Consider the following 14338-nt stretch of genomic DNA (forward strand, 5'->3'; position numbering starts at 1 on the left):
TTTAAAATCCAAACCCTAGTCCAAATGTAAATCTTGGTCCTTCGTCTGCATAAAATAAGGCCACTCTGGCAGAAATAACATCTGCACCATTTAAAAAGATACCGCCACCATATGATGTTTTCCACTCGTCAGAATCCTCTGTTGGCAACCATATACGTCCATAATCAAAGCCAGAATATACACCTAATGATAATGGTATAATATTGGTTTTCATTTTTCTAAGACTATAGCGTATATCTGTATTTTGGTAATATGCTTTTTTACCAGTAAAACGTTGGTTTCTGTAACCTCTTAATCCGTCTATACCACCAATACTTGCTCCTTGGTAAAACTCATAATCATCTCCTATGTTAAAATGGGCTTTCCATTTTGTAGCTAAAACTAACCTTCCGTTTGGTACTAGTTTATAATCAAAAGCAAGACTAGGAATTATGTATGCATAATTTTGACTATCATTAACTAGAGACTGCTTGTAACCAGCTTTTATCATTGTAGACATACCCATTGTTGGAAAAGCATTGTTATCCTTATTTTCATAAGTGTAAGTTGCATCTGCACCTAAAAATGTGTTGCGTACATCTTCATTATTTGCTACATAAAAAGTATTTATAAACCTGTCTTCTGTTTCTTCTACCTCTATTGTTTCTAGTAATAGACCAGCTTTAAATTTACCTCCTAATTGTCCGTTAAATACAACAGATGGTGCAACCTTAATTTGCTCTAGTTTTACCCTGTTGTAATCCATACCAAGGTCATCATCACTATTTGTAGTATTGTTGCCATAGCCAAAAAAGTTAACACTAAAATTAGGGCTTGTAAACCTTGTGTCTACTTCAAAATTCCAGTTGCCAAAAATATTAGCAAATTCTCCAGTATATCCAAAATCAAAACCTTGCGTTGCAAAGTAAAAAGAAGCATTAAATGTGTGTTTTTCTGTAAAAGGATTTAGCCTAAAACCGTTGTATGTATAGGTGTTAGTAAAGCCTATTTTAACACCGTCATCTGGGTTAAAACCAATTGTTGGTATAATTTGGTTTACACTATTGCGTATTGCCAATGGGTTATACACATTTGTGTTGTAATCATTTGTAAGTTTAATTCTTGCATTGTTATCTGCCTTAAAAGTGTTCTTTTTAGACTTGTAATCATAAATAATGGTATTTTTGCCGTTTGTTAGGTTGTAAATATCATTGTTTTGTCCGCCAATAATTCTAATTTTAATTTGACTTTGGTTAGCTCCATAGTCTTCAAAATAATCATCATCATCTAAGCCATAAACCCATATTTCTTTAGTAACATCACTACTAAAAGTTTTGTCAAAAAATAGCTTTTCTTTTTCTCCCTTAATGTTACGGTAGGCTTTTATTTGTACTTCTTTTTTATTTAGATGATTAATCTCAAACCAATCATCTTTATCTGTACCAGAAACTACAGCAAATTTGTTTAAAATTCGGTGGTATTCTTTAGCATACTCTTTTACGTGGGCTATACGAGACAGTAATATTTTTTTTAGTTTTGGTAAAGACTCATCTTGTATTTCTACAGGGAAATCTTTAAAAGATTTATCTATTATATCTGCAGTTAAATTTTGTTGTATGTATGTAGCTTCTGCAATCCAATCTTCTAATTTTGTTTCGCTTAATAGGGCAATGTCTAACACGTAAGTTTTAGGTGAAGAGTTAAACCCGCGTACACTTCTTATTTCTTCATTAAACCCTTCCATTAAGCGCAAAGAGGGTACAATTCTGGTAGCCAAACTCATTAATGGTCCGTCTCCCATATTAGAAAACACTTGATCTCTGTCTCTAGGAACGGGTTTGTAAATTATTTTATTTTTTTCTTTGTTTTCTGCCCAACGCCACTGGTCTGTATGTCTGTCCCAATCTCCAATAACCATATCAAAAAGTCGGGCTCTAAGGTACATTTTATCATCTACGGCATATTTTTCATCATCACGCAAATCTTCAAGCATACTATCTGTGCTTTTGAGTTCATTAGCATAACCAAAACTTTTAAGATTTCCGTGGTTATCGCCAGCATGTTCTTCAAACATATATAATTCATCTCCATAATTTACATTAAAATCTCCTAAAGCTTTTTGTTTAGGGATGTAGTACAATCTAGGATTTGTATGATAAATATTTATAGCATCAGATAATTTAGATACAATGTATGGAGCGTAAGGATGAGACCCAGTGTAAAAATCCATAAGTAATTTTTCTATAGCAGTATCTTCAAACTCACCAACTACGTATTGGTCTTTAAAAGCCATAGATTGTAAGTATAATTCTGCACTTTTACGCATAGATCGCATAACATATTCTTTGCCATCTTTATCTGCTAAACGTAAAGATTTAGACTGGTGTCCGCCACCGGCTCTTACAGGTGTTAGGCCACCATAAATTGTGTCTAAGCTTAATGTGGGTACAGTTACAGGAGTGCCGTAGTATTTACGGTAACGATCTCCCCAAACAAAATTGTGAAATCCTGTTTTGGTAATTTCTTCTTGTGTGTATATGGATGCTGTTGTTGTTGCCGGAAAACTATCGGGTAATTTTTTTGTAAATAGTTTTTTGTCTTCAGGTAAAACTTCGGAAGTAAAAAGAAATTTTTCGTTATTATCTTGGTCTAAGCCATAAAAACGTACTCTAGAAGAGCCATCTTTATAAATTTCTAATGTTGCATACCCTTTTTCTCCAGTAGAAAATTTGCTGCCATTAATAAGTCTAGTTTCACCACTTTTTGCACCAGCGCCACTAACAATTTGCGGAGTGTTTTCTTCTACAATGTATTGTAAAGAGTGTTCATGCCCAGAAACAAATATTACTTTGTTAGAGTATTGTGCAAGTGTAACAACGCGGTTGCGTAGTTCTCTGTATCTTTTGCCTTGTAAATCTTCTGAAGACGGACCAGCAGTTTTTCTAAGTAAATTTAAAAAAGTACCAACAATAGGTAATGGGCCTACACCAGATTTAGGGTAAAAGTGTTTTTTAAAAGAGTATTGTCCGCCATGAGAACCATAGCTAAACATTGGGTGGTGCATTGCAATAACTGTAGTTTTTTGCTTGTTTTTAGATATTAAACTCTCTAGCTCTATTAAAAACTTTTCTCTACTTTTAATATCACACTTATCATTAATGTCTGGCCTTTTATTCCAATTGGTTAAGTACCATTCTGTGTCTATAGCTATAATTATAAGATTTTCATTTACTTCTATAGTTTCTAATGGGCAGCCATCTTCAGGAAAAAAAACATCTTTGCTGTCTAGGGCTTCTTGTATGTAATCTTGCTCTCTTTCTAAGCCAACCAAACCTTCTGTATACCAATCATGGTTACCAGGTATAAATAATGGTTTTCCTTTGTAATTTTTTAAAGTGTTTAATTGTGCATCTAAATGACTTTTTGCAATTAAATAAGCTTGTGTAGAATCTTTAGGGTCTGGCATTCCTGCAGGGTAAATGTTATCTCCTAAAAATAAAACGGTACTATTTTTTGGGGCCTTTTCAATTCTTTTTTTAAATGATTTTAACACAGGGTTCATTCCGTTTATAGGAGATTTACCTGCATCACCAATTAAGTAAAACGTATGTTCTATATCTTTATTAGTAGTAGTATCTTTGGCTTGTTCTGTATTTGTGTATTTTGCCTTTTGTGTAGCACAATTAGTAAGGATTAAAATACATAACGACCAACAATATTTTCTAATGGAAGTATTCATAAAGATTAAATTTTGTAATTTGTGATGCACCTTATTTATTAAAAACAATGGCAAATATTATTCAGGAAACCGAAGATTATGTAATTAGTTTGTTAACCAATGAGTTAAGCTCTAGTTTTTTATATCACAATATAAGGCATACCCAACGTGTTGTCAAAAGTACGCAAGAATTGTTAGATTTTTACAAGTTAGACGTAAAAGAGCATGAGGACTTACTTTTAGCTGCGTGGTTTCATGACGCAGGTTATACAAGGAGCGCCAAAGAACATGAAGAAAGAAGTTGTGATATTGCTAGGGAGTTTTTAAGAGAAAAATCTTTTGATGAAAAACGTATAGAAAATATTTGCAATTTAATTTTAGCTACTAAAAAAGGGTATGAGCCTACAAGCCTGAGTGAAGAGATAATTAGAGATGCAGATGGATCTCACTTAGGGCAAGAGAGTTATTTAGAAACTACCGAAATGCTTAGGGAAGAACTATCTTTATTAGGGCTTATAGATTACTCGCCTGCAGAATGGAGAGATACTAATATTAGAATGTTTCAGACAAAGCATAGGTTTTATACAGATTATGCTATTAAAAATTGGCAAGAGACCAAAGATGATAACCTAGCTAAACTAATTAAGGCTAGAAAAAAAATGAAAAAGCTAGTTAAAAAAGAAAAAGTAAAAGCTCAATATAAGTCTGAGTTTAAAGATAAAAGTCCAGAAAGAGGTGTACAAACAATGTACAGGGTTACTATGCGTAACCATTTAAAGCTTAGTGATATTGCAGATACTAAAGCCAATATTTTATTATCTGTAAATGCAATTATAATTTCTTTGGTGTTAGCAGATTTAATGCCAAAACTAGATAGCCCATCAAACAAATATTTAATATTGCCTACGGCTTTGTTTATGTTTTTTAGTGTAATATCTATGGTGCTGTCTATTATTGCAACTAGGCCAAATATTACTAGCGGACAGTTTACAAAAGAAGATGTAGACAATAAAAAGGTAAACTTATTGTTTTTTGGTAATTTTCATAAAATGAAATTAGAGGATTATGAGTGGGCTATGAAAGAGCTAATAAAAGACCAGTCTTATGTATACTCTTCCTTAACTAAAGATTTGTACTTTTTAGGGCTTGTATTAGACAGAAAATATAAGCTATTGCGTTGGACCTATGCTATATTTATGTTTGGAATGATTGTGTCTGTTTTATCTTTCTTTTTAGCATTGCATTTTTACGGTCCAAGAGAAGCTGTTATTTTGTAAGTTTCTTAATCACATAAAAAAAGGGAATATTAATTTTAATATTCCCTTTTTTTATGCTGTGTAATATTTTAACGTTTTAGCTCATGCATTAAATCGTCATAAGTATAAGTTTCTTTAGACTCCTTGTCTTTTTTGTATAAGATTTCTACACGTATTGCTTTTAAACCAGCAACACCTTGTAAGCCTTCTAGTTCTAAAACCTCAATGTTTTTAGAAAAATATCCTTTAGAACGTAAAAAACGAATGTAACGTAAGTACTCTAATTCATCTTTTTTCTGTGAGTAAACAATAGAAAGCTTTCCTTTTTGAGTTAATCTTTCATTGGTTCCTTTAATGTAAGATTTGTCTATACGTTTTTTAATAACCTCATACCTGGCATTGTATGTGCCATCTACATCAAAGCGCTTTTCATCCATTCTAAATCTAATAGATAATGATGCGTTGTATACAAGTAATAAAGAGGCAACGTCTAAATCTATAGGCAATTTAGGCTTTAGGTTGTAGTACTCATTTTCCATATCATACATAACCTGTAACTGCCACAACCTTAGGTTTTTTAAGTAAAATGGGTTGTATTCTTTAGTTTCAGATATTGATGCTCCTATGTACATATTGTGTTCTACACCATCAGTCTTGTAGCGCTCAAAGTAATGCGGAAACATTTCTTGTGCTTCAATCTGTTTTTTGTCTAAAACCTGAGCAAGTTTTTCATTTATTTTCATAACACTATCATCATAGTTTTTTCTATGATCATAGTAAGACCCCGTATTAGGGTCTATACCCTCTTCATACGAAGAAATTAAATGAGCAATTTTAGGCTCTGTATTTTTTAAATGCTTAAATACAGGTGTAATTTCCTTTTTTATAAATTCTAAAATAGTTTGCTCACTATTGGTATTTAGTATTTCTTTTACGTCATCTATATAGCTATTGCTTCTAAACAATAATTCTTCATAAATATGCAATTTATCTAGTTCCCAAGCCTTGGTAAGTATCTTGTTTACTTCAGATAACTGTATTAATAAATCTTTTTGTATTGAGCTGTTTCTAAAAGTAGATGAGTCTTTAATGTCTATTTGACCGTAAAGAGGGTGCACATCTTTAAAAACAATTTCTTTAAAGGTTGGTTCTAAGCCTTCTGCATTTGCCCTTATAAAGCGTATGGCTTCATTCTCAAATTTCCACAAAACAGAAGAGTGTACAGTAGTACATTCTTGCTGTATAACAGCTTCTATTAAGTTTTCTTCTTCTGCCTTAGAGCGTAATACTGCAGTTACTATGTACGGCATTACATCTTGCAGCTTTTGCGCGTTTACATTGTTTAAGTTGTATCTTTTAGTAGATGCAAGCTCTAATACACCAAGTAATTCTTTTCCGCTAGAGATAGGTGCAATTATAGCACTTTTAATATTTTGTTTTGCTAGTGTAGCGTACAAGCTATTATCTGGTGCTTTTTTTAGGTATTTGTCTAGATCAGAAATTACAAAGTAATTATGATCTTTTAATATAGTTTTGTAAGAGTCATTGCAAAGTGTTGTTTTACAATTTACATTGGCTTTTTTATTAAGTATAAAGCTGTCTATGCCAATACCGTGTACTTTTTCAAAAGTATCTTCTTTGGTATTGTGTATAGAAAAACCAACTTTTAAATTAGGAAGGCCAAATAACGACTTAAACGTGTTTTGAAAATCTTCCATAAAAAACTCAGAGCCTCTTTTGTCGTTAGAAATAAGGCTAGACTTTATTTCTGAAATAGAATGCTCAGCAGTAACATCAAACATATTAGAAATTACAAAGCCTTTAGATGTAAAACTGTTTGGCGGAATTTTTTCTTTCCACAGTTCTAGGTTCTCAAAGTTTTCTAATAATTCATCTACATCTGCTTGTGTTAACTTCTTTGCGTTTTTATTAGGTGTAATGTCTATAAAATCTGCATTATACAAAATTCTATAATGTCTCATAACTCCGTTTTTATCCGGAATTTCATAAAACAGAGGTCTTCTAAAATCTAAATTAAAGCCGTAGTGAAAATTTAATATTACGGTACTTGCCATAATATAATTTAATCTTTCTTCTACGTTTTTAATTTCAAGTTCAAAACCTTCACCTGCGTCTTCAATAATTTTTTTAAATCGCTCAGAAGAGTTAAAAATTACGTTAGCATATGGTAATGATGCAGCTTTAATCTCATTCTTGGTTAATACTTCAGAAAAAGTATCTTGCAAAATAACATTAATTACATCTTTATGTTTTTCTAGTAAAGTTAAATCTGTAAAACCTTCTCGTAGTTCTGGGTAAGGCTTTTGGTAGTTTAAAATAAACCTAGCTTTTTGAGCAAGGAACAAGTCGTTACTAACAGCCATTTTATCGTACTGTCTAAGTAACTTGTCAAAACTAACAAGACTTTTTAGTGGTAACTCTATTTCGTTTTCAACTTTCATCTTCCCTACTTAGTCTAAGAATAGCATACAAAATTACAAAATAATTATTACTTTTTATTAGGTTTGTTATAATCCTAATTAATCCCTTTTTTAGATATTTATACAAAAATTAAAATATGTCCTCTTTTACTAGGTTAACCAGAGCGTATAAAAAGTCTAAAATTGTCCCTTTTGATGATAGCTCTAAGTTAATACTTTTTAGTGATTGTCACAGAGGTGATAATAGTTTTGCAGACGATTTTGCCAACAACAGAAATATTTACTACCACGCATTACAGCATTATTTTAAAGAGGGTTTTAGTTATTTTGAGCTGGGTGATGGTGATGAACTTTGGGAGAACACATCTTTTGAGTCTATTTTTACAGCTCACAAAAACATATACGGGTTGTTAAGGCAGTACCATTTACAAAACCGTTTATTTATGATTTGGGGTAACCATGATATGGTGTATAAAGACCCTAATTATGTAAAAAAATATTTATCTAGTTATTTTGAGCCTATAGATGGTAAGGATAAAGATTTGTTTGTTGGTATTACTTACCATGAAGGTATTGTTTTAAAACATAAAGACACCAAACAAGAACTATTTTTAACACACGGACACCAGGCAGATTGGTGGAACTATAATTTTTGGCGCGTAGGTAGGTTTTTGGTACGTGTTTTATGGAAACCATTGCAAGTTTGGGGAATTGCAGATCCTACTAGTCCGGCTAAAAACCACCAAGAATTAATAAAGGTTGAAAAACGAATTAAACGTTGGATACTGCAAAATAATGAAAAGCTTACCATTGTTGGGCACACTCATAGACCTAGATTTCCTGAGCCAGGAGATATTCCTTTTTTTAATGACGGCAGTTGTGTACACCCAAGAAGTATTACAGGTATAGAGATTGAAAATGGAGAAATATCTTTAATAAAATGGCAAATTGCAACCACAGAAGACGGTACTCTACGCGTTGTTAGAGTTTTGTTAGAAGGACCTCAAAAATTAGTAGATTACCAACGGGCAAAACAGTAATGGTTTAATTTTTCTATTTTTACACCACCATTAACTAAATTAACATATGAAAAACAGTATTGCCTTGTTAGTTATTTTGCTAACATTATCATCTTGTTGGAAAAATAAAAGTCCAGAAGATTTAATTAGATTAAAAGAGAAGTTTAAGTCGCAAGTTGCTTCTTTTGAAAAGAAAAAAATTACCGCAAATAAAAACGTAACCAAAGGTTTAACATCTTTAAGTGCTTTAAAAGGAGCTTTAGAAGACGCTAAAAATGAAGATAAAGAGTTTGCTAAGGTTTATGGCGACTGGGAAAAGGTAAACAAGCGTGTAGAAAACCTAAATAAAGAATATGAGGATTTAAAAACTAAAGCCTCTAATTTATTTACAGCTATGGAGACCCAAACTAATAGCTTAAGTGATGAGCAGAGTAAAAAAACACTTTTAAAAGCTATTTATAAAGCTAAAACAAAATACAACGGCACTTTAGCTAATACCTCTAAAGCAATTGCTAAGTTGCGTTTGTTGCACGGTGATGCTGTAGAAGTGGTAAAGGCATTAGAGGTTGCTGCAGCACTAAATTCTTTTGATAATATAAACAGCCAAATGGAAAGTATTGAAAGTAGAGTAGAGGACATTATGCAAGAATTAAATGTGGCGGTTATAGAAAGTAAAAATTTATACGAAAAAAAGATTACAGAACTGGGAGAGTAATTAATGTATGGCGGTTAAAGAGCAGTTTTTACGTATTGAAGATGTTGCGTTGCAGTTTGGTGTTTCTCAAAAAATAATTAGAAAACACATACATTCTGGCGCGCTAAAATCTACAAAAACCTTTGGTGTACATTATATAAAACCTAAAGATGTTACTGTATTTAAAAATAGTGGTGTTTTAGACGCTAAACCTAAAAAACAATTGCCCCAAAAAAACACTAAATCTATAAAGACCGATGTTGTAAACTGGGCAGATATTTCTGAAAATTGGGAGAATCCCTCAAAAACTAAGCTTACATCTGCAGATTTGTTTTGTGGTGCAGGTGGTATGGCAAAAGGTTTTGAAATGGCAGGGTTTACACAAGTTGGCGGATTAGATTGGTTTAAGGAGGCTGGTATGACCTACCGAGAAAATTTTGAACATCCACACATATTAGGTGATATTACAGAAAGGAGCGTTAAAGACAAGTTTATAAACACAGTTAAAAGTTCGCTTAATGGTAAGCCATTAACTGTTTTGTCTGGCGGATTTCCTTGTCAGGGTTTTAGTATGTCTGGTAGCCGTATTGTAGAAGATGAGCGAAACTCTCTTTATAAAGATATGCTTCAGATTATAGATGAGTTGCAACCACAATTTATTGTTGCAGAAAACGTAAAAGGTTTGCGTTCTATGCTAAAGGGTAAGGTAGAAGATAAGATAAAGGAAGATATAGCTAATTTAGGGTACCAAGTAAATGTTACTGTGCTAAATGCAGCTAACTATTATGTACCGCAAAAAAGAGAGCGTATAATTTTTATAGCAAACAGAATTGGTAAAAAAAATTTACATCCAAAGCCTTTGCTTACACCAGATAAATACATTACCACAAAGCAAGCTATAGAAGATTTGGTTACGTTAAAAGATGATGCAGCTTTTAACCACGTTAGAACAAAGCATAGTGATGCCATGAAAAAGCGCTTGGCTAAAGTTCCTGAAGGTAAAAGCTTGTATGATAATTATTCGGACTCTTGGAAAAAATGTCCTTGGAACGAGGCCAGCTGTACTATAAAAGAGAATCACGGAGGTGTAAATATACATCCAATAGAATCTAGAGTTATTACAGTACGTGAAATGGCTAGGTTGCAATCTTTTCCGGACGATTTTATTTTTAAGGGAGCAAAAGGAAAACAAATGGTACAAATAGGAAACGCTGTGCCGCCTTTATTAGCAAAAGCAATTGCTTTAGCGGTTAGAGAAACTTTAGCAATATAAGTTTATTCCTTGTGGTCAAATTTTAACATTGCGTTTTCATCTTAAAAGATATTCTTATGAACGCATTAGAATTTAATACACGCAGTAAAGAGTTGCAGAAACTTGCTCCAGAAATACCTTTGCAATGGGGAAAAATACAAAACAACACTACCGATAAAAAAGTGTCTCTATTTAAGTGTAAAACATTATCTAGTTTAGAGCTTGCAATTACAGGATTGCCTACAGATGATAAAAATTATTTTAAAAGAAGATGGTTTTTATGGCAATGTGCCAGGTGCGATGAATATCTATTTTATACAAATACTGGAGTTAGTAGAAATCCAAATGGCAAGGATCAGGAATATGATATTGAATTTTTTGGAGATAAAAATTTACGTTTTGATGTAAAAGGAACGTTAGTGCCTAAAGAGTTAAGAAGTAATTTTAGTTTTGAGTTTCCAGAGAAAATAGTGAACTTTTATTACAGTAAGCAAAGTGCTGGCAAGCGTAGTTGCCTGCAAAACCGTTTGTTTATAGTGCATCACTCGTTTAAAGAACATAAAAGAGCATTAGAGCTACGTTGTGCTTGGGAGTATAAAACTGAAGTTTATAAAAGCTTTATTCATCAATTAAAAACCTCTAAAAACTTTATAAGTTACCTAAATGTAAAAGCTATGGTAATTTTTATTATTGAAAAAAAAGATGGTAGTTTTAGTTACAGGTTTGCTTAATTTATTTTAAAATTTGATATGCAATAAGAGCAACTATATAAGCAAAACCACTCATAAATACCAATTGTGCAGCAGGCCATTTCCAACTATTAGTTTCTCTTTTAACCACAGCTAGTGTACTCATACATTGCATTGCAAAAGCATAAAAAAGTAGTAAAGAAATACCAGATGCTAAGTTAAAAAGTGGTTTGTTATTCCACGGGTTAATCTCGGCAGCCATACGGTTTTTAATAGTTTCTTCTTCATCATTACCAACACTGTAAATTGTGGCAAGTGTACCTACAAACACCTCACGAGCGGCAAACGAAGTTATTACTGCAATACCAATTTTCCAGTCGTAACCCAAAGGCTTTACAATAGGCTCTATAGCTTTGCCAGCGTAACCAATAAAAGAGTGCTCTAATTTAAAACTAGCTATTTCTTCGTTCTCTGCTTTTAGTTTTAAATCGTTTGTACGTATTGCAATAGAATCTTTAATAATTGCTCCACTTAATGTAGGGTAATTGGTATAAAGTTCACCAGTATAAATGGCAATTTCATTTTTAATATGATTTTGGTTAAACTCAGAGTAACCAACCGTATTAATTCTGTTTTTAACAATCTCTTCTGCGTTTTTAAAATTATCTGATATACCATAAGAGCCCAATACCCATAAAATAATTGATATGGCTAAAATAATTTTACCAGCACCATACACAAAGCTTTTAGTTTTTTCCCAAACCGTATAAGCTACATTTTTAAATAATGGAAGCTTATAATTTGGCATTTCTATAACAAAAAATGTTCTGCTTTTTATTTTTAAAATTTTGTGTAAAACCATTGCAGAAAAAATAGACATTCCAAACCCTAGTAAATATAACAACATAAGTGTTAGCGCTTGATAGCTAAGTCCTAAAAATTTCCCTTCTGGTATAACAAGGGCAATTATAATTAAGTACACCGGTAAACGGGCAGAGCAAGTTGTAAAAGGTGTTACTAATATTGTTATTAGGCGTTCTTTCCAGTTTTCTATTGTTCTGGTTGCCATAACTGCAGGTATAGCGCAGGCAGTACCAGAAATTAATGGTACAACACTTTTACCACTTAATCCAAATGGGCGCATAAGTTTATCCATTAAAAATACAACTCTACTCATATATCCACTTTCTTCAAGTAAGGATATAAACAAGAATAAAAATGCAATTTGTGGTATAAAAATTACTACACCTCCAATACCCGCTATTATGCCTTCTGCAAGTAAGTTTGTAAATGCACCTGGCGGCAAGCTAGCTTTTGTCCATTCGCTCATTTGCGCAAAAGACTCATCTATAAAATCCATTGGGTAGCTACTCCACTCATAAATGGCTTGGAAAATGACTAATAATATTAAAAAGAATATTACGTAACCCCAGACTTTGTGCGTTAAAATTTTATCTAAAGTTGCTCTAAAACCTTTAGCAACAGTAAGGTCTACAGTGTAAGTTTCTTTTAAAATATTATTTATAAATTGATATCTTAAAACGGTTTCTCTGTGCTGTAACTTTTTAAGTTCTGTGTTAGATTTTATAGAGAAAGTTGCATCTTTTATGCGTTTTTTCTCTATAGGCATAAAGTTAACATCTTGCGTAATAACCAACCAAAGCTTATAAACGTCTTCCTTAGGAAAAGCAGCTCTAAGTTTATTAAAATAATCTGGAGCAATAGATGTAGTGTCTATATTTGGCTTAACAGATAAGTTTTTGTAATCTGCAATAAGCTCTTTTAGGGTGTCTATACCAATACCTTTTCTTGTGCTAACAAGAGCAATTTTTGTGTTTAGTTTTTCTTCTAATAAGGGTATGTTTAGCGTAATTCCTTTTCTGGTCATACGGTCTGCCATATTAATTACTAAAATGGCAGGTATTTTAAGGTCTTTTATTTGAGTAAATAAAAGTAAGTTACGCTTTAGGTTTTCTACATCTGTAACAACAACAGCAACATCAGGAAAATCTTTATCGTTTTTATTTAAAAGTAATTCTACAACAACACTCTCATCTAAAGATGTTGTGTTTAAGCTGTATGTACCAGGTAAATCTATTATATGCGCCTTAACACCACGAGGTAATTTGCAAATACCTTCTTTTTTTTCTACAGTTATACCTGGGTAATTACCCACTTTTTGTTTTAATCCTGTAAGCTGATTAAAGACTGATGTTTTTCCGGTATTAGGATTTCCAATTAAGGCTACATTAATATTTTTGCTCATACTCAATTACATTCATTCAATTAAATCTACTTCAATTAAGTTGGCTGTAGATTTTCTTATCGCTATATGTGAGCCATTTACGTTAATGTAAATAGGGTCTTTTAATGGGGCAATCTGTATAAGCTCTACAACATTGCCAGGCAAGCAACCCATTTCTAAGAGTTTAATAGGTAAGGTGTCTTCAGAGAAATCTTTAATAACCCCTTTTTGCCCTTTTTTTAGTTGTGCTACAGTAATGCTCAATTTTTATTTAGATTGATTTTAAGTAAGAGCAAAAGTAATGGAAAAAAGCAAAATAACAGAACTCTACATTACTTTTTTATATTCTTTAACATCAAAATTAGTCTTTGTATGATGCTTTTAAAATTTTAATGTCTTCAATAAGTTTCTCAATCTCTTTACTGTCTGTGCCATCATAAGTACCACGTATACGTTTTTCTTTATCAACTAAAACAAAGTTTTCTGTGTGTACCATACTGTAAGGATTATTAAGGTCTGTTTTAGCTGCCATATAGGATTTGCGGGCTAAATCATAAATTTCTTTTCTGTCTCCTGTCACTAAATTCCATTTGCTGTCAATAACTCCTTTTTTAAGGGCATATTTTTTTAGCTGAGCAACAGAGTCTATTTCAGGAGTAACAGAATGAGATAAAAGCATTACGTCATCATCATTTTTTATAATCTCTTGTACTTTTACCATATTTTTTGTCATTACAGGACAAATGGTTTGGCAGGTGGTAAAAAAGAAATCTGCTACATAAATTTTGTTTGCGTAATTATCTTGGGTAATAGTTTTTCCGTTTTGGTTGGTAAGTTTAAAGTTAGCAACAGTGTGGTACTTTTTTTTGTGTAAAAGTGTAGAGTCTACAAGTTCTGTGTTAAAATCTGCTGGCTGGTAAATAGGCAGCTTAACTTCTGGTTTTAAAGCGTTGTAAAATAAGGTAATTATTATGGCAGATATTACTAAAAGAACAATGCCAAAAACTTTAAATTTGCTAAAAAACGCTCCCATAATTTTTTATGC

General features: G+C 32.3%; 10 protein-coding genes. 5 read left to right on the forward strand and 5 right to left on the reverse strand.

Translation table 11 applies throughout. The features are described from left to right. Position 1: 1 nt before the first annotated feature. On the reverse strand, positions 2–3718 hold the full coding sequence (locus tag KLA_RS07205; protein ID WP_034644732.1) for a metallophosphoesterase: 3717 nt from the start codon (positions 3716–3718) through the stop codon (positions 2–4). Between the two features lie 47 nt (positions 3719–3765). Between KLA_RS07205 and KLA_RS07210 the strand changes: the two genes are divergently transcribed. Then, on the forward strand, positions 3766–4974 hold the full coding sequence (locus KLA_RS07210; protein WP_013621196.1) for a Pycsar system effector family protein: 1209 nt from the start codon (positions 3766–3768) through the stop codon (positions 4972–4974). Between the two features lie 68 nt (positions 4975–5042). Here the strand turns inward: KLA_RS07210 and KLA_RS07215 are convergent, their stop codons facing one another. After that, positions 5043–7415, reverse strand: a complete 2373-nt coding sequence (locus KLA_RS07215) for a GAF domain-containing protein (protein WP_013621197.1) — start codon at positions 7413–7415, stop codon at positions 5043–5045. 116 nt (positions 7416–7531) lie between these two features. On the opposite strand from KLA_RS07215, the gene KLA_RS07220 reads away from it, so the two are divergent. From KLA_RS07220 to KLA_RS07235, 4 genes are read left to right on the forward strand one after another with little or no spacing between them, the layout of a single operon-like run. Beyond that, complete coding sequence (locus tag KLA_RS07220; RefSeq protein ID WP_034644733.1) at positions 7532–8434, forward strand: metallophosphoesterase; 903 nt, start codon at positions 7532–7534, stop codon at positions 8432–8434. Positions 8435–8480: 46 nt separating this feature from the next. After that, positions 8481–9128 (forward strand): hypothetical protein, encoded by a 648-nt coding sequence (locus KLA_RS07225; RefSeq protein WP_034644734.1) that lies wholly within the window; start codon positions 8481–8483, stop codon positions 9126–9128. 7 nt (positions 9129–9135) lie between these two features. Continuing rightward, the gene (locus KLA_RS07230) at positions 9136–10380 is read left to right on the forward strand and encodes a DNA cytosine methyltransferase (RefSeq protein WP_034644735.1); all 1245 of its coding nucleotides are present in this window, start codon (positions 9136–9138) and stop codon (positions 10378–10380) included. A 56-nt stretch (positions 10381–10436) separates the two neighbouring features. After that, positions 10437–11090, forward strand: coding sequence for a hypothetical protein (locus tag KLA_RS07235; protein WP_034644737.1), 654 nt, complete (start codon positions 10437–10439; stop codon positions 11088–11090). Between the two features lies 1 nt (position 11091). On the opposite strand, the gene feoB is transcribed toward KLA_RS07235, so the two are convergent. The 3 genes from feoB to KLA_RS07250 all read right to left on the reverse strand — a co-directional run bounded on the left by feoB (position 11092) and on the right by KLA_RS07250 (position 14326). Then, complete coding sequence (gene feoB, locus KLA_RS07240; RefSeq protein WP_013621202.1) at positions 11092–13314, reverse strand: ferrous iron transport protein B; 2223 nt, start codon at positions 13312–13314, stop codon at positions 11092–11094. A 12-nt stretch (positions 13315–13326) separates the two neighbouring features. Continuing rightward, positions 13327–13557: a ferrous iron transport protein A gene (locus KLA_RS07245; protein WP_013621203.1), complete on the reverse strand. Its 231-nt coding sequence runs from the start codon at positions 13555–13557 to the stop codon at positions 13327–13329. A 97-nt stretch (positions 13558–13654) separates the two neighbouring features. After that, positions 13655–14326 carry an SCO family protein gene (locus KLA_RS07250; RefSeq protein WP_013621204.1) on the reverse strand — a complete coding sequence of 224 codons (672 nt, stop codon included), beginning with the start codon at positions 14324–14326 and terminating at the stop codon, positions 13655–13657. Positions 14327–14338: the final 12 nt, after the last annotated feature.

Source organism: Cellulophaga geojensis KL-A, assembly GCF_000568425.1.
Taxonomy (GTDB): Bacteria; Bacteroidota; Bacteroidia; order Flavobacteriales; family Flavobacteriaceae; genus Cellulophaga; species Cellulophaga lytica.